The organism is uncultured Oxalicibacterium sp. (assembly GCF_913776015.1).
Taxonomy (GTDB): domain Bacteria; phylum Pseudomonadota; class Gammaproteobacteria; order Burkholderiales; family Burkholderiaceae_D; genus Oxalicibacterium.
Window position 1 is genome coordinate 43,891 of record NZ_CAJYMD010000028.1, and the last position, 18,836, is coordinate 62,726.

General features: G+C 55.7%; 16 protein-coding genes and 1 tRNA gene. 7 read left to right on the forward strand and 10 right to left on the reverse strand.

Annotated features, from left to right (window positions below; translation table 11 throughout):
• Window positions 1-31: 31 nt before the first annotated feature.
• Complete coding sequence (locus QZ725_RS04020; protein ID WP_293776437.1) at window positions 32-2,338, reverse strand: PAS domain S-box protein; 2,307 nt, start codon at window positions 2,336-2,338, stop codon at window positions 32-34.
• 299 nt (window positions 2,339-2,637) lie between these two features.
• Between QZ725_RS04020 and QZ725_RS04025 the strand changes: the two genes are divergently transcribed.
• From QZ725_RS04025 to QZ725_RS04040, 4 genes are all read left to right on the forward strand, one after another.
• Window positions 2,638-3,039 carry an MAPEG family protein gene (locus tag QZ725_RS04025; RefSeq protein ID WP_293776440.1) on the forward strand — a complete coding sequence of 134 codons (402 nt, stop codon included), beginning with the start codon at window positions 2,638-2,640 and terminating at the stop codon, window positions 3,037-3,039.
• 94 nt (window positions 3,040-3,133) lie between these two features.
• Entirely contained in the window at window positions 3,134-5,548 is a 2,415-nt protein-coding gene (locus tag QZ725_RS04030) for a DUF3772 domain-containing protein (RefSeq protein ID WP_293776442.1), read from the forward strand.
• A gap of 217 nt (window positions 5,549-5,765) precedes the next feature.
• A complete protein-coding gene (locus QZ725_RS04035) occupies window positions 5,766-6,626 on the forward strand; it encodes an autotransporter outer membrane beta-barrel domain-containing protein (RefSeq protein WP_293776444.1) in 861 nt (286 codons plus the stop codon).
• Between the two features lie 335 nt (window positions 6,627-6,961).
• Window positions 6,962-8,119: an acyltransferase gene (locus QZ725_RS04040; protein WP_293776446.1), complete on the forward strand. Its 1,158-nt coding sequence runs from the start codon at window positions 6,962-6,964 to the stop codon at window positions 8,117-8,119.
• A 3-nt stretch (window positions 8,120-8,122) separates the two neighbouring features.
• On the opposite strand, the gene QZ725_RS04045 is transcribed toward QZ725_RS04040, so the two are convergent.
• Entirely contained in the window at window positions 8,123-8,716 is a 594-nt protein-coding gene (locus QZ725_RS04045; RefSeq protein ID WP_293776448.1) for a hypothetical protein, read from the reverse strand.
• Between the two features lie 214 nt (window positions 8,717-8,930).
• Here QZ725_RS04045 and QZ725_RS04050 point away from each other — a divergent pair, with 214 nt between their 5' ends.
• A complete protein-coding gene (locus QZ725_RS04050) occupies window positions 8,931-9,206 on the forward strand; it encodes a hypothetical protein (RefSeq protein ID WP_293776451.1) in 276 nt (91 codons plus the stop codon).
• Window positions 9,207-9,276: 70 nt separating this feature from the next.
• On the opposite strand, the gene QZ725_RS04055 is transcribed toward QZ725_RS04050, so the two are convergent.
• From QZ725_RS04055 to paoA, 5 genes are read right to left on the reverse strand one after another with little or no spacing between them, the layout of a single operon-like run.
• Complete coding sequence (locus QZ725_RS04055; RefSeq protein ID WP_293776454.1) at window positions 9,277-10,290, reverse strand: XdhC family protein; 1,014 nt, start codon at window positions 10,288-10,290, stop codon at window positions 9,277-9,279.
• Complete coding sequence (locus QZ725_RS04060) at window positions 10,277-10,855, reverse strand: NTP transferase domain-containing protein (protein ID WP_293776627.1); 579 nt, start codon at window positions 10,853-10,855, stop codon at window positions 10,277-10,279. Before QZ725_RS04060 ends, QZ725_RS04055 begins: the two co-directional genes overlap by 14 nt.
• Before the next feature lie 5 nt (window positions 10,856-10,860).
• Window positions 10,861-13,059, reverse strand: a complete 2,199-nt coding sequence (paoC, locus tag QZ725_RS04065; protein WP_293776457.1) for an aldehyde oxidoreductase molybdenum-binding subunit PaoC — start codon at window positions 13,057-13,059, stop codon at window positions 10,861-10,863.
• A 3-nt stretch (window positions 13,060-13,062) separates the two neighbouring features.
• Window positions 13,063-14,016, reverse strand: coding sequence for a xanthine dehydrogenase family protein subunit M (locus QZ725_RS04070; RefSeq protein WP_293776460.1), 954 nt, complete (start codon window positions 14,014-14,016; stop codon window positions 13,063-13,065).
• Window positions 14,013-14,666, reverse strand: coding sequence for an aldehyde dehydrogenase iron-sulfur subunit PaoA (gene paoA, locus QZ725_RS04075; RefSeq protein WP_293776463.1), 654 nt, complete (start codon window positions 14,664-14,666; stop codon window positions 14,013-14,015). The genes QZ725_RS04070 and paoA overlap by 4 nt, the downstream gene beginning before the upstream one ends.
• 364 nt (window positions 14,667-15,030) lie before the next feature.
• On the opposite strand from paoA, the gene QZ725_RS04080 reads away from it, so the two are divergent.
• Window positions 15,031-16,206, forward strand: a complete 1,176-nt coding sequence (locus QZ725_RS04080; RefSeq protein WP_293776466.1) for a heparan-alpha-glucosaminide N-acetyltransferase domain-containing protein — start codon at window positions 15,031-15,033, stop codon at window positions 16,204-16,206.
• Between the two features lie 43 nt (window positions 16,207-16,249).
• Here QZ725_RS04080 and QZ725_RS04085 read toward each other — a convergent pair whose 3' ends face one another.
• Entirely contained in the window at window positions 16,250-16,717 is a 468-nt protein-coding gene (locus QZ725_RS04085) for a hypothetical protein (RefSeq protein ID WP_293776469.1), read from the reverse strand.
• Window positions 16,718-16,803: 86 nt separating this feature from the next.
• Entirely contained in the window at window positions 16,804-17,193 is a 390-nt protein-coding gene (locus QZ725_RS04090) for a Rap1a/Tai family immunity protein (protein ID WP_293776471.1), read from the reverse strand.
• Window positions 17,194-17,796: 603 nt separating this feature from the next.
• Between QZ725_RS04090 and QZ725_RS04095 the strand changes: the two genes are divergently transcribed.
• On the forward strand, window positions 17,797-18,273 hold the full coding sequence (locus QZ725_RS04095) for a PACE efflux transporter (RefSeq protein ID WP_293776473.1): 477 nt from the start codon (window positions 17,797-17,799) through the stop codon (window positions 18,271-18,273).
• 287 nt (window positions 18,274-18,560) lie between these two features.
• Here the strand turns inward: QZ725_RS04095 and QZ725_RS04100 are convergent.
• Window positions 18,561-18,650 (reverse strand) — tRNA-Ser (locus tag QZ725_RS04100).
• Window positions 18,651-18,836: the final 186 nt, after the last annotated feature.

An 18,836-nucleotide genomic window follows, 5' to 3' on the forward strand; every position in this document is an offset into this window, starting at 1 on the left:
ATCTCCTTCGCATCGAATACTGCCCGGTGTTTTACCGTTCTTCAGACAAGCCCCTCCCGTCACTGCGTTTTTCCTCAGCCGCAATCGCAGCCAGCAATTTCATGAGATGGGCCGCATCGACCGGCTTGACGAGATGATGGCTGAAACCCGCCTCTGCCGTGTTCTGCCGATCCTGCTCCTGACCATAACCGGTGATGGCAATCAATACGGGCTGGGCTGTTGTCGGATCGGCCTTGAGCCGGCGTGCAAGCGTATAGCCGTCGATATCCGGCAAACCGATATCGAGCAGACAAACCTGCGGTTGCTCGCGTCGCACACGTTCCTGTACGCCGCTCGAACCGAATTCGACGATGACCTCATGCCCGGCCGCTTCCAGATACATGGCCAGCATGCGTGCGGCGTCCTGATTGTCGTCTACCAGCAGGACGCGCAACCCTTTGCTCATCAGTGCTGCCGGTGCTTGTACCAAAGTCGGGGAGCCCCACTCTTGCTGCACAAACGGCAAATGCACAACAAACCGGCTGCCTTTATTCAAGCCATCACTGAAAGCGGCAACTGTGCCGCGATGCAACTCCACCAGACTGCGCACTAGTGCCAACCCGATCCCGAGCCCGCCTTGTGTACGATCCGCAGTACGCTCGGCCTGCGAAAACAAGTTGAAGGCATTACCAAGGAAGGACGAGGTCATGCCAATACCGTTATCGATAATCTGGACCACGATCTCGTTACCTAACCGCTCCGCCTGCAACAGAATGCTGCCACCCTCGGGCGTGTACTTGGCTGCGTTGTTGAGCAGATTGGAAAATACCTGCACCAGCCGCTTGGCATCACCGCGTACAGACATGGGCGTGCCCGCCAGACGTACCGATAAATGATGTCGGCGCGAATCGATCAAAGGGCGAACCTGCTCCTGTGCCTCAAGCAGAATGTCCTTGATGTCGAGAACAGTATTTTCCAGCAACACCAGACCACTATTGACGCGCGAGACGTCGAGCAGATCATTGATCAGACTGGCCATGTGCCGCACTTGGCGTGAAATGATTTCGCTCGATTTACGTACCCGCGCATTGTCGGGTTGGGTCAGGCGCAATAATTCGGCAGCCGCACTGATTGGCGCCAATGGATTCCGCAGCTCGTGCGCCAGCATGGCCAGAAATTCATCCTTGCGCTGATTGTCTTGCAGCATCCGCTGCTCGGCATTTTTTCGCTCGGTGATGTCCTTGAAGAGAATGGCAACGCGATGATCAGCCGGTTGATCGATGCGGAAAGCATAGACGTCGAACCAGCGATGCATTTCTTTCGCCTCGTTTTCGAAACGAATCGGTTTTCCCGTGTTGGCAACACTGCCATAAATCTCGAACCAGTGCGATTCGAGTCCCGGCACCAGTTCAAGCGCCGTTTTACCGATTACATCGTGCAGACCGGTCTGCTCTTCAAACGTAGGATTGATATCGACGAAACGATAATCGGCAGGCTGGCCGTTTTCATCAAACAGCATGTCGATGATGCACAGTCCCTCATCGATCGATTCGAACAACGAACGATAGCGTGCCTCGCTTTTCTGCAACGCCACTTGGGCCAGCTTGTGGTCATGCACATCGGTCGAAGTACCGAACCAGTTGCGAACCTCGCCGGTGAGAGGATCGATGTCAGGTTCGGCCCGCACGAGAAACCAGCGATAAGCACCAGTCGTATCGCGCACACGATGTTCGACCTTCAAACCGCGACCATGCGATTTTGCTTCTTCCCACGCCAGCAAGGTTGCTTCACGATCATCCGGATGCAACAGCGCCGCTACCTGCTCCAACGCCATGTCGGGATCGAATAATTGACCGCTGAATCGGGTCCAATGCTGATTGGCAAATTGCGGCTGCCCCTTCGCATCGCACATCCAGACAATCTGCGGAATGCAATCAGCCATCTTGCGCAAGCGCTGCTCGCTGCGTCGCAAGCGGTGATCCTGCTTTACATACGGCGTGACATCGCGGAAGTAGATCGATAACCCACCCTCTTTGGCCGGATGCACCTGCACTTCGTACCAGCTTTGATGGTCCGGATAGAACCCCGTCATGCACGTGTGACAGCGCTCGCGCATGGCGCGGTGATAGATCATTTCGAAATCGCTGCCGATCAAACCGGGCAAGATCTCCCATACCTGCTTCCCCAGCACACGGTCGGCGGGATAGCCAAGGATCTGTTCAGCGCGCCGATTCAAATAAGTCACATGCCAGTTTGCATCCAGTGACAGGAAGCCATCGGAAATGCAGGCCAGCACGGTCTCGACATCCGGCATCAGCGCGCCAGTTGCGCTAGTCGCTTTTTCAACAAGCCTGTCCATATTCTTGCGTTTCCTAATGATTTTTATCACGCAACCAGTCGATACTGACCATTAAAATGTTTTTCTGCAAGAGAGGTCAATGGACCTTGTAAATTATGCGCAGATGCACGATGGATCACGGTATTTTTTACATACCTGAAGGTATTTCTTCTTTTTGAATATCGATCAATCGATCCCGCCATTGCGCGGCGTTACCAAATCGGAACATTCATCTTACCCACGAGGTCGAAACACAAAGCCCGGGCTTACAAAGCCATGAAAAAGAACCAGAATCAGAACAACCAGAATCGGAAAACGACATGTCTATCGAACTTACCCTTCTCGCCTGCACTTTACTGCTAGCCATCGCACAAATCATGTTTGCTGCATTCCTGCGTACACGGGAAACGGGCACTGCCTACAATACCAGCGCACGCGATGATGAAGGCCCACCGGTCGGCAAACTCACGGGACGCATGCAGCGCGCGCAAAGCAATCTCTTTGAAACGCTGCCCTTGTTTGCAGCTGCGGTCCTGATCGTTGCCGTTGCCGGCCGCGAAGGGACACTCTCCCTGTACGGGTGCTGGCTGTATCTATTGGCACGCATCGTCTATGTACCTCTTTATGCGCTCGGTATTCCAGTGGTTCGTACACTGGTGTGGCTGGTTTCTCTGGCAGGTCTGTTGATGGTGATTGCAGCAGCCTTGCTGGGTCACGGTTGAGAAGGCAGATTCTGCTCTGAGTCACCGTCCCGACTGACATTTCCCGCCGCAACCGCATTCAATATCTACATCCTTTTTGCATTTATTTATTTCCATGCAACCCGCCCTGCGCTCCGCCCGCTCATTACCCATCCTCATTCGCCAAGGGTTGATCACACTTGCGCTGCTGCTTTCAGTTTTCCTGACAGGTACACATTCAGCTTGGGCGCAAGCTAGCGCTGCCGATCAACAACTGGATACCTTGCGCCAGCAGATCACGAGCATGCAGGATGTGCTCAAGGGGCAAGCCAGTCTGGATGACACCACGCTGTCCAAGATGAAGGCCGACGCCATCGCTGCCGGCGCCGAGGCCGACAAGATCGCGCGGGATATCGAACCGCAGTTTATCAGTGTGCAGGCACGCCTGGCCGAACTCGGCAAACCCGATGGCAATACCAAGGAAGCAAAAGACGTACAGGCGCAGCGTGCACAACTGGAAAAGGAAAGCAGCGCACTCGATTCGCAAGTAAAGCTGGCACGCCTGCTATCCGTGGAAGCCGATCAGGCGTCCGAGCAGGTTTCCACCGTGCGCCGTACGCAGTTGCAGGCCAGACTGGGCGAGCGCACCACATCCATTCTTTCCAAGCAGTTCTGGTCGCAACTGGCGGCCGAACTGCCGCAAAACGCCCAGCGCCTGCGCGCACTCGGCGACGATCTGAACCAGGCGGCGCAACGCACTTCGCCGCAAATATGGGCTGCCCTTTTGGCTGGCATGGTCGTCATCACGCTGATTCGCATCTGGCTGGGACGTCGTCTGCTGGCATTCACGTCCACGCGTGTGCCGCATGGTCGTTTGCGTCGTTCGCTTAATGCGCTGGTGCTGACGCTGCTGGCAGTCGGCCTGCCTTATCTCATCAGCGAACTGGTGAAACTCGGTCTGCGCTGGGATGACGGACTGGCCGAGGGCACCGCGAACTTTCTCGGCAGCCTGATCGGCATCATCTGCTTTGCCGGTTTTGTCGCGGGTCTCGGCTATGCCTTGCTGTCGCCGGGCCGCCCTTCGTGGCGGCTGCTGCCGCTGCATGATCGACTGGCGCACCGCATGCGCAAGTTTCCCTTCGTTTTTGCGGTGATTGTGGCGCTGGTATGGATCACCGAATTGCTGTCCAGTATTGTCAATGCCGGTCTTATTACCGCAGTGGCAGTCAATTGTATCGTCGCGCTCTTGCTTGGCGCCACCATCGGTCTCGGCATGCAACGCGCCGAACGCATGTGGCGACACATTCGTAACAGTGAACCGGATCAGGCGCATGTGATGCCTGTATGGGTACGCATTGCCACCATCATCATCTGGCTGTCGCTTGCCATCAGCATGATCAGCCTGCTTGCCGGTTATGTGGCGCTAGGCAGTTTCATCGTTAAGCAGATTGCCTGGGTTGCGGTGGTGATTTGCAGCACCTATCTGGTGATGGTGCTGGTGGATGACTTCTGCATGCTGCTCGCCGTCTCACAACCTGACCCCAACGCCAAGAATCCGGTACTGGCGACACCCCAAGCCCGCGATCAGGCTGCCGTCTTGCTGTCGGGTGGCGCACGCGCGCTGGTACTGTTACTCGCCGTGATGCTGTTGCTGGCCCCATTTGGTGAAGGGCCGAACGAACTGATTCATCGCGTCGGGCAAATCAACGACGGTCTAGCGATCGGCGAAGTCCAGATCCGTCCTAGCGCCATCACACAGGCATTGCTGGTGCTCGTGATCGGATTCGTCTGCTTGCGCCTGCTCAAGCACTGGCTGGAAACACGTTACCTTCCGACCACGACCCTGGATACCGGCATGCAGGTTTCAGCATCGACGCTGTTCGGCTATGCCGGTGGCGTAGTGGCCGTGGCGCTGGCCATGTCGGCTGCCGGCATCGGCCTCGAACGCATTGCATGGGTAGCGAGTGCGCTCTCGGTCGGTATTGGTTTCGGCTTGCAGGCGGTGGTGCAGAATTTCGTTTCGGGCCTGATCCTGCTGGCGGAACGCCCTGTCAAGGTCGGTGACTGGGTATCGCTGGGCGGTGTCGAAGGGGATATCCGTCGCATCAACGTCCGCGCGACCGAAATCCAGATGGGCGATCGTTCGACCGTCATCGTGCCGAATTCCGAATTCATTACCAAGACGGTGCGCAACGTCACGCATGCCAGCCCGTTAGGCCTCGTGCAGATCAAGCTACCGTTGCCGGTGGATATCGACGCCGCGCAAGTCCGCGCGTTGATTCTTTCTGCCTTTACGGAAAGTGGCGACATTCTCGACAACCCCGCACCCAATGTGCAGCTTGACGGTATCGAGAAAGGCTATCTGCTGTTCAATGCAACCGGTTTCGCTTCATCGCCGCGACTGACCTACGGCATCCGCAGCAATTTGCTGTTCGAGATTCTCAAGCGACTTCGTGCAGAAAAGATACCTATGGAACACGTCAGCACCATGCTGCTCGGCAAACCGGAAGCCACGGCATCTGCCGAACATCCAAGCGACACACGCACCTGATTCTCACCGAATCGACATCCGACCTGCTGCATGCTCATACCGGGGCATGCAGCACATCTGCAACAGTCAAGGCACAAATTCTCCTCTATGTAAGCTAACGCACATAGTTGGTGCAAGGCTGTCGGCTACTCTCGAATCCATCAATGCACTGCATCGATTCGCAAGCACTGCGCTGAGGCGTAACGCTTTACCTGTACATTTATTTTCGGAGAACATCATGCACGACAGCCTGAAACAAGCCGCACCGGGCAAGGCCCTCGATCAAAAAAACCGTCTTATTCAATACGCATCGGTTTTTGGCTTGTGCATGTCGGCTGCGATTCCTGCCATGGCCGATCCTTCTCCTGCACTCGATCGCGTCAGCATTTCCGCGGGTGTCTTTCGCGCCGAACCGACGTTCAGCGTCGGTGTGGAAACGCCATACGGCAATCTCAATACGCCAGATCGCACCAACAGCGATGTATCGATCCCGCGCCTGCGCGCCGATATTCTGCTGTTCGACAGCCAGGGCATTTCGTTCGACTATTACCGCTACGATCGCTCGTATGCGCAAACCGTTTCCGGCAGCTCAACGCTTAATGGTCAGCCGGTAACCGGTAATGCCACCTTCAACTCCAACCTCAAACTGGATCTCGCACGCCTGTCTTACAAATGGTGGATCGGCAGCGGCAATAGCGTGTTTGGTATTGGCCTCGGTGGTGCCTACTATCGCGCTGATCTGACCGGCTCCATCAACGGCACAGCCACGGTCGGCAGCACGGTCTATACCGATGGCACGTCGGACCGCTATACGGACGATGCCGTGGCACCGTTGATCGAACTGGGCTGGCGCCATGCTTTCACGCCGAATGTCCGCATGTATGTGGAAGCCGGCGGCGTGAAAAAGAATAGCGGCAATCTGCAAGGACACATCTATAACGGCAACATCGGCGTCGAGTGGTTCCCCTGGAAAAACATCGGCCTGGTACTGGACTACGGCGAACAGCGCGTCAAGCTCGAACGCAGCCGCGCCAATGCGACGGCCGAAATGGATGTCCGCTTCCGCGGCCCTTCCTTGTTCGTGAAGGCACGTTTCTGATACAACAAGACATCGGTCATGAACCTGTCATATTAGGGATCTACTATCCCCTTCGGTTTGCCACTCTCCACTATAGGTTTGGGTGAATCGCTTGAGACCTGCCCTCGTCAAGAGGGTGGGTCTTTTTCTTTGGTGCGCACTTTTCTAAAACACTTCTGGTTACCGCATGTTGGTTGCTAGCTGCTCTCGATTTCTGCTGATCCAGAACCACTGCCTGCGTGTTGTAGCAAAACCATCTTTTTCCTGCGCCGTTACACCTTTCCGCCTCATTTCAATATATTATTTGCAACATAAATTAATAAATTAGCAACTTAATTTGTGCTGAAGGATTTGTCATGACGCAGCAGATCGCCGGCATCAAGCCGGCCCCGCAACAAAACCGCATCGATGAACTGGAAAGTATTCGCGGCATTGCCGCCCTGCTGGTCGTCATCTACCACATCCCCAACTGGAACGCCGCACTCTTCGACCTGCCGTTGTTTCGCAACAGCTACCTGATGGTCGAACTGTTCTTCGTACTATCCGGCTTTGTCATCTACAAGGCTTATGCCAACAACATCCACTCGCCGGCCAATCTGTTCCGCTTCCAGTTTCTGCGTTTTGCCCGTCTGTATCCGGTGCACCTGTTATTCCTGCTCGTGTTTCTCGGACTGGAAGTCGCCAAATACGTCGCCTACACGCATTACGGGGTCAAGAGTCACAAGACCACACCGTTTGTGGAAAACGACTTCACTGCGCTGCTGCAGCAACTGTTCCTGGTCCAGGCCATTGGCCCGACCGGCAATGCCCTCACCTTCAATGCGCCGGCATGGTCAATCAGTGTGGAGTTCTATACCTATCTGATCTTCGGCTTGATCGTGCTGTACATGGGCCGCATGAAAATGGCGGTATTTACCACGCTAGGCATCGCTGCCTGCGTGATCCTTGCGGCCGATCCAAAGAATGGGTTTGCCGACCTGCTGTCCTGTCTGGCCGGCTTCTTCATCGGCTGTTGCACGGCATGGTTGTCGGAACGCGTGAAATTCAAGCTCCCGTCACAAAGCGTTGCTCTGGCGGTGGTGATGTTGCTGTTGTATCTGCAACTGAAGACACCAAAACAGCACGATCTCTGGATCTATCTGTTCACGGCGATGCTGGTACTGACCATCGTCTTGTCCGACGATGGTGCGATACGACGCGTGCTGCGCCTGCGCTTTTTTCTGTGGTTGGGGACGATCTCGTATTCGATCTACATGTCCCACTCGGCACTGCTGTGGGGCTTTAATCAGGTCCATCGCTTTTTCTTCAAGCGATCCGAAATCCTGATCGAAGGTCGCATGGTGCCGCAACTGACGTTCGTGCAAGCCCTGCTTTCCTATGTCGTCATCCTTACGCTGCTACTCTTGCTCAGCCACCTGGTGTATCGCTACCTTGAACAGCCTTTACGCGAACGTTCGCGCAAGGTGCAGTTGAAGATGCCGGCGTTTTTGGTGCGTGGTGCGAAAACACCCTGATGGCTAGCGGCGTGCTACCGGCAGGATTTCCACCGAAGCCAACGCCGCATCCATCAGGCGCGCGGCTTCGGCTTCGGTCAGTGCGTCTTCGGCAGCCTTGGCGGCCCGGACCGCATACGAAATGCGATCCATTGCATAGCAAGTCTGCTCGAATACCAGGCGGTAATTATTTGCCTTGATCGATTGGCTCATGCCGGCATCGCTGCCGCTGTAGCTTGTCCAGACATGATTGTTGATGGTCACCGGCGACAGGCGCATGCCGTTCCCGGACTGCAAACCATGACTGAGACAGCTTGCCACCACATCGGGATCGCGGCTGGCGCCGAGTTGCAATACTTCAGACAAGGCGCTGCCATCTGCGGCACGCGCCGGCAAAGTCAGACGCACGATCCCCTGTCCTTCACCGACGGCTTTGCCATCCCAGATCATGCGCCAACCGCTTTGCATCAGCGCACGCCCCTGAAACTCCATCGATCGCTGCGCGCCCGGTGGCTGCTGTAGTCGGACATCGCCATCCTTGCTGAGAAAAACAGTAGTGTCCTGCCGAAAGGCATCGCATGCCACCAGCGACAGGCTCAGCACAGGCAAAAACAGCATTTTTCTTCTCATCGTCCACCTTTGGAAACGGACCGGCTATCTGGCTAGGTTGTATTGCAGGCAGTGCTGCCAGTTTCGCGATTTCCTGCGATTCAGGCAAGTGAAAGTGGCAAATAGCTAGGCACAGATTCCCACACGAGACACGGGTGTTGTCCGATTGGTTGGCGAAGCACGGCCTTCTACACTGGTGCATGAACCGCTCAAGGAGATAGCCATGTCAGTCAATAAATTGCAGGTGCCAACCAGTGAAGTCGATGACCAACCAAAAAACGGTCTGCCAAGCATTCCCGACACCGACAAGAGCGGAAAAAATCTTCGTGCTCAGACGCATGGACGCAATGTGTTCGATCCGCCATCGGACGAGGATTTGCGCGATGGATCATCACACAACGACCAAAACAACCGTCTGCGCAACAATCCGGATGACGTTACCGAAAAGGACCCTACGCGTAGTAGCGACAAGCCATTAAGTGGCAAGATTCAGCCATAAAGATGATTATTGATTATGTAAAAAAGCCCGCGGTTGCGGGCTTTTTTACATGAAGGAAAGCTTAGGCATATCAGGCTACCTCTCGCTCCTTCGCGATCGCCACGGACATTTCAGCCGGCAACGGCACCTGGTTCTTGACGGCAATAATCTCGGCCATCACGCTGACCGCAATCTCTGCGGGCGTCTTGCTACCGATATAGATACCGACCGGGCTACGCAGCCGTCGTAGCGACGCTTCCGTTTCACCGAAATGCGTCATCATGCGCGCCCTGCGCTGCGCATCGTTACGACGTGAACCGATCGCACCGAGATAGAACGCCTTGCTGTGTAAGGCTTCCAGCAAGGCCAGATCGTCCAGCTTGGGATCATGACTGAGTGCGACAATGCAACTGCGCGCATCCGGCCGGAACGCGACTACCACATCATCCGGCATGCCCACCACGGTTTCGACGCGTGGCACAGACCAGCTCGCTAGGTAGCTTGGCCGCGGATCACACACCGTCACGGCAAAACCATTGAATAAGGCCATTGTCGCCAGATATTCGGCAAGAGCGCCAGCACCGATCAACAGCATCCGGTATTCGGGGCCCAGCGTGTTGATCATGCGCACACCATCGAAGCGCAAGGTACTCGGTTCGGATGCAGCGGACAACGTTACTGCGCCGTCCGAGCATGAAACTGCACGCTGCACCAGTTCGCCTGCTTCCAATCGCTGTACCAGCGTATCCAATGCTGCAAATTCCGGGTCGAATTCCAGCAAGAGCGACAAGGTGCCGCCACAAGGCAGACCAAAACGATGCGCTTCTTCCGCGTCCACGCCGTATTGCACAAGCTGCGGCGCGCCCTGTGGTATGGCGGCAGATTGGCCCGCTTCCGATGAGGCATAGCGCACAATCAGGTCATCCTCGATGCAGCCGCCGGATACAGAACCGACCGTCATGCCATCTTCACGCAAGGCCATCATCGCGCCGATCGGCCGCGGCGACGAACCCCAGGTCATGACGACTGTCGCCAGCATGGCGCGAAAACCGGCGGCCCGCCAGTCGCGCAAGTCGCGCAATACCTTGACGTCAATGCTTTCCATGGCATTCTCCCTGCAGAATCGACGCGCTCATCAGCATGGTCTGTACGCGCAGCAAATCGTCATGCGTATCCACATCCGTGATCAAACCCGGATCGTCCAGTGCGATATCCACCACGCGACCACCAAGCCGTTCAGCTTGTACCACCGAAGCCGCACCATGATCGCCTGTCAATGCACATAAGGCCGCAGCGCATGCACGCGAAAATCCGACCGGGTGCCCAGCCTGCCCGTCATGATGTGGCACGACTACCGTACCCTGCTGCAATCCTGCCGCTACCGCACGCAAACTCGCCGCACGCACCAAGGGCAAATCACCCGGCAGAATCAACCAGCCAGCGGCATCGGCAGTCGCACGTACTCCGGCTGCAATCGAATCTCCCATGCCCTCGCCGTCGGCCTGACGGACGACATGAACCGACAAACCGGCTTCGGCAACCGCCAGCAAGACATGGTCCAATACAGACATACCAGCCAGCGGTGCCGACAGCTTGTGGCCTGCGCCCCCCGAAGCCAGAAAACGACGCCCCTTGCCTGCGGCAAGCACCACGACCACAGGCAGTGGCATCGTGCTCACACCCACTCCGGCAGTTTGGTAATCAGCTTGTCCAGCGTGATCGGGTACTCACGCACGCGAATACCGCTGGCGTTATAGATGGCATTCGCAATCGCCGCGCTGACGCCGCACAGACCCAGCTCACCCACGCCTTTGGCTTTCATCGGCGAGGACATTGGATCGGTTTCATCAAGAAACACGACATCCTGATGCGGAATATCGGCATGCACGGGTACCTCATAGCCGGCCAGATCGTGGTTGACGAAGAAGCCGCCCCGCTTGTCGACGAACAGTTCTTCCATCAATGCGGCCCCTACCCCCATCGTCATTGCACCGATGACTTGACTACGTGCCGATTTCGGATTGATGATGCGTCCCGCAGCACAGACTGCGAGCATGCGGCGCACGCGGGTTTCGCCTGTTGCGGCATCGACACCGACTTCAACAAAATGCGCGGCAAAGGTGGATTGCTGGTAGCGCTTGTCGAGATCTCCGAATTCGATGCGATCTTCAGCCACGATTTCGCCATGTGCAGCCACATAGCCGAGCGGGAACGACTGGCCACGTGCATGCAGCATGCCATCGCGGAACGCAACCTCGTCAGGTGCGACCGTCAGCTTTTGGGCAATGATTTCGCGCAACTTGACGCATGCCGCATAGACGCCAGCCGTCGCGCTGTTGGCGCCCCACTGTCCACCCGAGCCGGCAGATGCCGGAAAGGCCGAATCGCCCAACCGCACAACCACCTTGTCAACCTGCGTACCCATCATCTCGGCGGCAGTTTGCGCAATGATGGTGTAGCTGCCAGTACCGATATCGGTCATATCGGTTTCCACAGTGATAATGCCGTTGCCATCCAGACGCACGCGTGCACCGGAAGGCATGACCAGATTGTTGCGGAAGCCGGCCGCCACACCCATGCCAATCAGCCAGCGACCATCGCGAACACGCCCGGGTTGCGCTTGACGCTGATTCCAGCCGAAACGCTCGGCACCGACACGGAAACATTCCACCAGGCGGCGTTGCGAAAAGCGCCGATCCGTTTTCTCTGGATCGACCTTGGTGTCGTTGAGAATCCGGAATTGGAGCGGGTCCATCTGCAACTTCTCGGCCATTTCATCCATCGCGACTTCGAGCGCCATCATGCCCGGCGCCTCGCCCGGTGCGCGCATGGCATTGCCTTCTGGCAGATCAAGCAAGGCCAGACGCGTGGCAGTAATGCGATTGGGCCCTGCATACAGCAATCGCGTTTGCTGCACCGCATTTTCAGGTTCGCCGCCCTCGAGATTACCTGACCAGCTTTCATGACCGATTGCCGTGATCTTGCCATCGCGCGTGGCACCGATACGAATACGCTGGATGGTGGCAGGACGATGCGTGGTGTTGTTGAAGATCATGGGACGCGTCAGCGCCACCTTTACCGGACGCCGCGCTGCGCGTGCGCCCAATGCCGCCAGCAAGGCTTCAGCACGCAGGAAGAGTTTGCCGCCGAAACCGCCACCGATATACGGCGAAATCAGACGCACATTTTCCTTGGGAAGGTTGAGCGTCTTCGCAAGATCACCCACACCCCAGTCGATCATCTGGTTGGATGTCCAGACCGTGAGACGGTTGCCCTCCCAGCGTGCAGTGGATGCATGCGGCTCCATCATCGCGTGCGACTGATCGGGCGTGGTGTAGGTCGCATCCAGACGGACTGGTGCCAGATCGAATGCGCGTGTGAAGTTGCCGGCACTGGTATCCGGATTCTCACTTTTCGGTACGACGGCATTGTCTTTTTCACGCGCCAGATCGAATTTGCCGGCGGTCGGCAGATATTGCACGCGTACCAGTTGGGCTGCGGCCGTCGCCTGCTCGAACGTGTCGGCCACGACGAGCGCAATCGCCTGATGATAATGCGCAATCTCCGGCCCGCCCAAAAGCGTGGCGACATTCATCTTGCCCTTGCCAAGCTTGCCGGCATTCTCGGCAGTGATGATTGTCAGCACGCCAGGCGCACGTCGCGCCTCGTCAAGATTGATCAAGACAATACGTCCCTTGGCAATCGCGGAACCGACAATACAACCATACGCAACGTTTTCCACCACGTCGTGGCGCTCGTAGGCGTAAGGCGCGGTGCCGGTGGTCTTTAGCGGTCCATCAATACGGTCCAGCGGCTGACCGACCACGCGCAACTGATCGATCGGATTGGTGGTGGCAGGTGTGGTGAATTTCATGGCTTATCCTTTTCGTCCGTCTGCCAGCACTGCGGCAAGGGTTCGCTGGGTCAGCGCAATCTTGAATGCGTTTTCATGCGTCGGCCGTGCGGTCGAAAACAACTGGTCGCACACCGCTTTCGCACCGGAAGGCAGAGATTGCTCAGCCGCTTCCACACGCCACGGCTTGTGCGCCACACCACCGACAGCCACCCTGCCGCGACCGTCGACCTGCACGATCGCCGCCACCGATACCAGCGCAAATGCATACGATGCGCGATCACGCACCTTCTGATAAATCTGACGGCCGCCAACCGGCTTGGGCAAGCGTACCGCCGTAATCAATTCGCCGAATTCCAGCGTCGTATCGATATGTGGAGCATTGCCGGGCAAGCGATGAAAATCCGCAATGGGAATCACACGTGCCGAACCATCGGGACGCATGGTTTCCACTTCCGCATCGAGCACACGCATCGCTACCGCCATGTCGCTGGGATGCGTGGCAATGCACGCTTCGCTTGCACCGATGACTGCATGCTGCCGACTGAATCCACCAATTGCCGAGCAACCGCTGCCCGGCACGCGCTTGTTGCACGGCTGATTGGTATCGTAAAAATAGGGACAGCGCGTACGCTGTAACAGGTTGCCAGCAGTCGTTGCCTTGTTGCGCAACTGGGTCGATGCGCCGGCTAGCAAGGCACGTGACAAGACGCCATAATCGCGGCGCACACGCTGATCGGCGGCGAGATGGGTATTGCTGACCAGTGCACCGATACGCAGGCCGCCATCCGGCAAACTCTCGATCCGGTCGAAACCCAATCCATTCACATCAACGAGATGAACCGGCGTTTCGATTTCCAGCTTCATGAGATCAAGCAGATTGGTCCCACCCGCGATGAATTTGGCACCCGGGTGACGCGAAGCGGCTGCCACGGCTTCGGCCGCCGACTGCGCTTTCTGATAGGTAAAGGATTTCATTTGCGGCCTCCTCCCACCTCGGTAATTGCTTCGACGATATTGGAATAGGCACCGCAACGACAGATGTTGCCACTCATGCGCTCGCGGATTTCGCTCTCGCTCAGCACGGGCGCCGCCAACAGATCAGGCGTCACATGGCTGGGAATGCCAAGTCGGACTTCATTGACCACCGCAACGGCAGAACATATCTGGCCCGGCGTGCAATAACCGCATTGATAGCCATCATGCTTGATGAAAGCTGCCTGCATGGGATGCAGATTATCCTTGCTACCCAGACCTTCGATGGTGGTGATGTCGGCCCCTTCATGCATGATCGCCAGCGCCAGACAGGCATTGATGCGTTGCCCATCGACAATGACCGTACACGCACCGCACTGACCGTGATCACACCCCTTCTTGGTTCCCGTCAGTTGAAGATGCTCGCGCAGTGCGTCAAGCAAGGTGGTGCGATTGTCGATCACCAATGTCTGGGGCTGACCATTGACGCGGAAAGATACCTGCGACATCGAAAGTGGCGCTGAAGAAGTATTGACTGATGGGGAAAGATTTTGGGCACCGACGACCGTCGGTACGGCCAGCGTGGTTGCCGACAGTGCGCCGACCTTAAGCACACCACGGCGACTGATCCTGATCTCGCGAAACTCATCCATTGTTTGCATCCTCTTGGCTGGTGTATTGGCTAATGATTGCTTGCCGTGCGACCAACCTCCTGCTACAAGATTAGCCAAAGCAAACAAAGGAGCGAGTGCCCCTGGAACGGTTGCAAATCGGTGGACACGATAAAGTCGCAGAAGTGCCCGAGGACGCGAATTTTGAACAGCGATGTGCGACAAACCGCACGCAAACGACTTTTCGCGCATCGATCCACAGGGATGCGTCGTTTAGCGACATATTGCGAATGAAGCTGAACAGACCTTGTTGCGACAATTCACTCCGCAATGCACGCCCTCTACCAGGGAATAGCCATATTGGTGACAAGGCGAACGAACTCGCAGTGTTCCTTATAATGCCGCCATGCCTACTTCGTCTGTCGCTCGCTCCGCACCGTCCCCATCCACACGCATCGCTTCGATCGATGCTCTGCGCGGCCTGGTGATCCTGCTCATGCTGGTCGACCATACGCGCGAGTTTTTCTTTCTGCGCGCGCAAGTCGGCGATCCGATGGATCTTTCGACGACCGAACCCGCACTATTCTTCACACGGCTGACTTCGCATCTATGCGCACCGATCTTCGTCGCCCTAACCGGTCTGGCGGCATACATATATGCCGACCGAAAAGGCAGCACGCGTGAAGCGTCCGCCTTCCTGTTCAAGCGAGGACTGTTTCTGATTATTTTGGAATGGACGGTAATCAACTTCGCCTGGACCTTCGACCTCACGCCCAAACTGTTTTACCTGCAAGTGATCTGGGCAATCGGCTTGTCAATGATCGCGCTATCGCTCTTGCTGCACCTGCCGCGCCGCTGGCTGATCGCACTCGCCATCCTGATCATGCTGGGCCACAACCTGCTCGATGCCATCTCGTTCGAGAAAAGCGAATGGGGCTATACCGTCTGGAGCATCCTGCATGATCGGGGCTATCTGTCCCTGCCCTGGCTGCCTTGGGACGCACAGGCACGGACTTCCTATCCGCTGCTACCGTGGATCGGCGTCATCATGATCGGCTATGGCATCGGCCCGTGGTTTGCTCGTAACAGACCGGCACAGCAACGGTTTTACCGGCTCGTGACAAGTGGCGCGATATGCATCGGCCTGTTTCTGGTGCTGCGTGGCGCGAACGGCTATGGAGAAACGCAACCGTGGCAGGCTGGCGATACGTTCATGCTCAGCCTCATGAGTTTTTTCAACCTGACCAAGTATCCGCCCTCGGCAGATTTTCTTTTATTGACGCTCGGCGTCGGCGCACTGCTTCTCGCCGCGCTGGAAAGGTTGCCAGGTACAGCAAGCCAATGGTTGCTGGCTTTTGGCGCAGCGCCGTTATTTTTCTACATCCTGCATCTCTATTTTTTGCACGCACTCAATCGCATGATTGGCGCCACGCTGACAAATGACTCAGGCCTGATCAGTGTACCGAATGTGCCCAGCGTCTGGCTGCTGGCCATCATCATCGCCATTCCATGCTGGTTTGCCTGCCGCTGGTTTGCCCGCTACAAGCAAACGCATAAAAAATGGTGGGTCAGCTATCTTTGATGCAACCAACACACCAACCGGCAATCCGGTCATGCATCAGTTTTTACGCTCCCTGCCATTGGCGGAGCACGGTAATGCCTTCGACTGAACCCGGCCACAAGTGCACGTCATAACGATCCTCGCCATCGAGACCATCCTCGCTTAGCGTGTCCAATCCGGTGAAGATGATCATCACCCCCAGCTCTCCCGCGGGCACACGCCTGCGCGGCGCTTGCGGCAAGTAGTCGTTCAAGCCGGCAATCACTATTTCACCTGATGTGTGAAGATGCCCCTCGACCACGTGATCCGCGGCATCTATATCGATTTGCGGCCGTCGTTCATGCAGGATCACACGCACCGGTACCGTCATGTTTCTCTCTGTGGCCACGATAAGAACGCCCGGTCCGCTTAGAAGACGTGTATTCAGCGCGTCATCATTCCAATTGGTCGGCAGATCGACATTCCCTGCCGCATCGGCCAGGTAAAACTGATGGTAGTCGGCAAGCAGACTACCGTCGAACAAAATTGGCATATGACATCCCTCCCACTCAAATTAAAGGAAAATGGTATCGGGAAGATAAAGCAGATTGGTGATCGTCACGCATGCTGCCCGCATGCTCAGTTTCGAGCGCTCCCACGCTTGCACGGGAAAGCATGCCGCAATGCTTCAGCAACCAGCGGCGCAGCATTTTCTTTCTGACGTTTCGCCGGCAAGTCGGAGAGATAGGTATAAACGCGATCGTTCAATTCATGCGGCAAGATGCCAAGAGATGGAGGACACCATATTGAACCCTGCGTCTGGTCGGCAACGCCGAGAACATACGCGCCTCCGTAAGCGTTGGAAAACAGTCGGCGCATGTCTGCATCGCTTAATTCGGACAGCCTCTTGCCTTCCAGCGCTGCAATCAACTCTGAACCAGTCAAATGCCAGGTCCGATTCTCTTCTGCCTGACAAAGACTGGACATCACCAGCATCATGGCACCGAATGTGATGAGTTTTTTTCGCATGGCATTTATCTTTAAATTTATCGAATGTTCTTGCTGCCCATATGATTTCTGCTTGCCAGCGCATCAGCATGGCAGGTTCGTAGCATGACAAACGCATCGTGGAAAATATCCTGAACATGCTTTCCTGCGATAAAAATCCACACGTCACGCCAACAGTTGAAATGGATAGGGCTGAAATGGATACGGCCTCATCCCTCTCACCGCTTTTGGTTGGTGTTGAACGATACGAATAAGCAATAAATCAATTTTAGTGACAAACCTAACCCCTGTTTTATTGCATCCACAAGCCAACAAGATCACTTCCAATGATGTCCAGCACTGATATGTTTCGGGCTTGTTGCCGACCACATGTTCCCACGCCCATCTCACAGCGTCCCAAAGAGGAACTTGCCCGCGACAATTTGGTTATAAATGGTTTTAAAACACGCTGCTACACGCCGCTAACGATGGCGAATTGACTTGATTTCGGGCCCGAGATATATTGCGCAGGTGGGCAGAAACGTAGCCTATATTGAGCACCATCCTTCATCGCTCATTCTCATCCATTTATCCGGGACGGGCCGGCTCTTAAGCATCGAGAATTTTTCTCGCATGGAGCCAGTCATGATTGCCTTGCGGCCGGTTACACGTCGTGTCATTTACGTCATCTCTTATGAGCTCGTTGCCATAGTCCTGTCTACGGCACTACTAACGTTCATGAGTAATGACGATGCACACAATTCCACACCTATCGCCATCACGATTTCACTGTTGGCCGTGATCTGGAATTACATCTTCAACCTGCTCTTTGAAACATGGGAAAAACGGCGAGGCGCAACATCTCGCAGCATCGCGACGCGTGTAGCTCATGCAACAGGATTTGAGGTTGGACTCTGCCTGTTCACCATCCCACTTTACATGTGGTGGTACGAAGTCAGCGCATTACAGGCAATGGTGATGGAATTTTTCATCTTGCTGTTTTTCCTGGCATACACCTATTGCTTCACATGGGCTTTCGACACGATCTTCGGACTATCCCAGCAAACATCAAGTCCACGGAATAAATCATGCGCTCGCGAACGAGTGCAGCCATCCAGCTAGCCAATCACAGGCAGCGCATTTCAACGCAGTCAGAAGATTTAATTTCGGCGGCAATTCCACCAAAGAACGTTTGCGCCTTGGTTTTCTGAAATTGTGCGGCTGGCGCAGTTCCCGCCATTTGCTGCAGGAAAAAAGCCAGTATTGGTCTCAGTAATAAAGCCTTTGCTGAACTGTTAAAGCCAGCAAGGGATTCGCGAGTTCTTTCAATGAAGTGTGGCCGAAGGGAAGTTCGCCTGCCGCGAATTGAAAATTAAAAAGCCCTTGAATAATCAAGGGCTTAGTATGTCTGGCGGAGAGGGTGGGATTCGAACCCACGGTACGCTTGCACGTACGCCTGATTTCGAGTCAGGTACATTCGACCACTCTGCCACCTCTCCGGATGCGGTCTGATTCGCTTTTACTGCTCACGAAGCCAAAGATTATAGCAGAGCTTTTTTGCATTGGGAAATTATTTCTACGATAGCGAATGAGGCCTTGCGAAAAACCAAGCACGGTAGCTTTCATCATCATCCTGTCATAAATGGTGCTTAGCATTCGGCCGAGATCAATCCGTTTGTGGCGTG

What these genes read in the sequence shown, in the direction of transcription:
- QZ725_RS04020 (WP_293776437.1), bottom strand. Translation starts at nt 2,338, where the DNA reads ATGGACAGGCTTGTTGAAAAAGCGACTAGCGCAACTGGCGCGCTGATG.
- QZ725_RS04025 (WP_293776440.1), top strand. Translation starts at nt 2,638, where the DNA reads ATGTCTATCGAACTTACCCTTCTCGCCTGCACTTTACTGCTAGCCATC.
- QZ725_RS04030 (WP_293776442.1), top strand. Translation starts at nt 3,134, where the DNA reads ATGCAACCCGCCCTGCGCTCCGCCCGCTCATTACCCATCCTCATTCGC.
- QZ725_RS04035 (WP_293776444.1), top strand. Translation starts at nt 5,766, where the DNA reads ATGCACGACAGCCTGAAACAAGCCGCACCGGGCAAGGCCCTCGATCAA.
- QZ725_RS04040 (WP_293776446.1), top strand. Translation starts at nt 6,962, where the DNA reads ATGACGCAGCAGATCGCCGGCATCAAGCCGGCCCCGCAACAAAACCGC.
- QZ725_RS04045 (WP_293776448.1), bottom strand. Translation starts at nt 8,716, where the DNA reads ATGCTGTTTTTGCCTGTGCTGAGCCTGTCGCTGGTGGCATGCGATGCC.
- QZ725_RS04050 (WP_293776451.1), top strand. Translation starts at nt 8,931, where the DNA reads ATGTCAGTCAATAAATTGCAGGTGCCAACCAGTGAAGTCGATGACCAA.
- QZ725_RS04055 (WP_293776454.1), bottom strand. Translation starts at nt 10,290, where the DNA reads ATGGAAAGCATTGACGTCAAGGTATTGCGCGACTTGCGCGACTGGCGG.
- QZ725_RS04060 (WP_293776627.1), bottom strand. Translation starts at nt 10,855, where the DNA reads ATGCCACTGCCTGTGGTCGTGGTGCTTGCCGCAGGCAAGGGGCGTCGT.
- paoC (WP_293776457.1), bottom strand. Translation starts at nt 13,059, where the DNA reads ATGAAATTCACCACACCTGCCACCACCAATCCGATCGATCAGTTGCGC.
- QZ725_RS04070 (WP_293776460.1), bottom strand. Translation starts at nt 14,016, where the DNA reads ATGAAATCCTTTACCTATCAGAAAGCGCAGTCGGCGGCCGAAGCCGTG.
- paoA (WP_293776463.1), bottom strand. Translation starts at nt 14,666, where the DNA reads ATGGATGAGTTTCGCGAGATCAGGATCAGTCGCCGTGGTGTGCTTAAG.
- QZ725_RS04080 (WP_293776466.1), top strand. Translation starts at nt 15,031, where the DNA reads ATGCCTACTTCGTCTGTCGCTCGCTCCGCACCGTCCCCATCCACACGC.
- QZ725_RS04085 (WP_293776469.1), bottom strand. Translation starts at nt 16,717, where the DNA reads ATGCCAATTTTGTTCGACGGTAGTCTGCTTGCCGACTACCATCAGTTT.
- QZ725_RS04090 (WP_293776471.1), bottom strand. Translation starts at nt 17,193, where the DNA reads ATGCGAAAAAAACTCATCACATTCGGTGCCATGATGCTGGTGATGTCC.
- QZ725_RS04095 (WP_293776473.1), top strand. Translation starts at nt 17,797, where the DNA reads ATGATTGCCTTGCGGCCGGTTACACGTCGTGTCATTTACGTCATCTCT.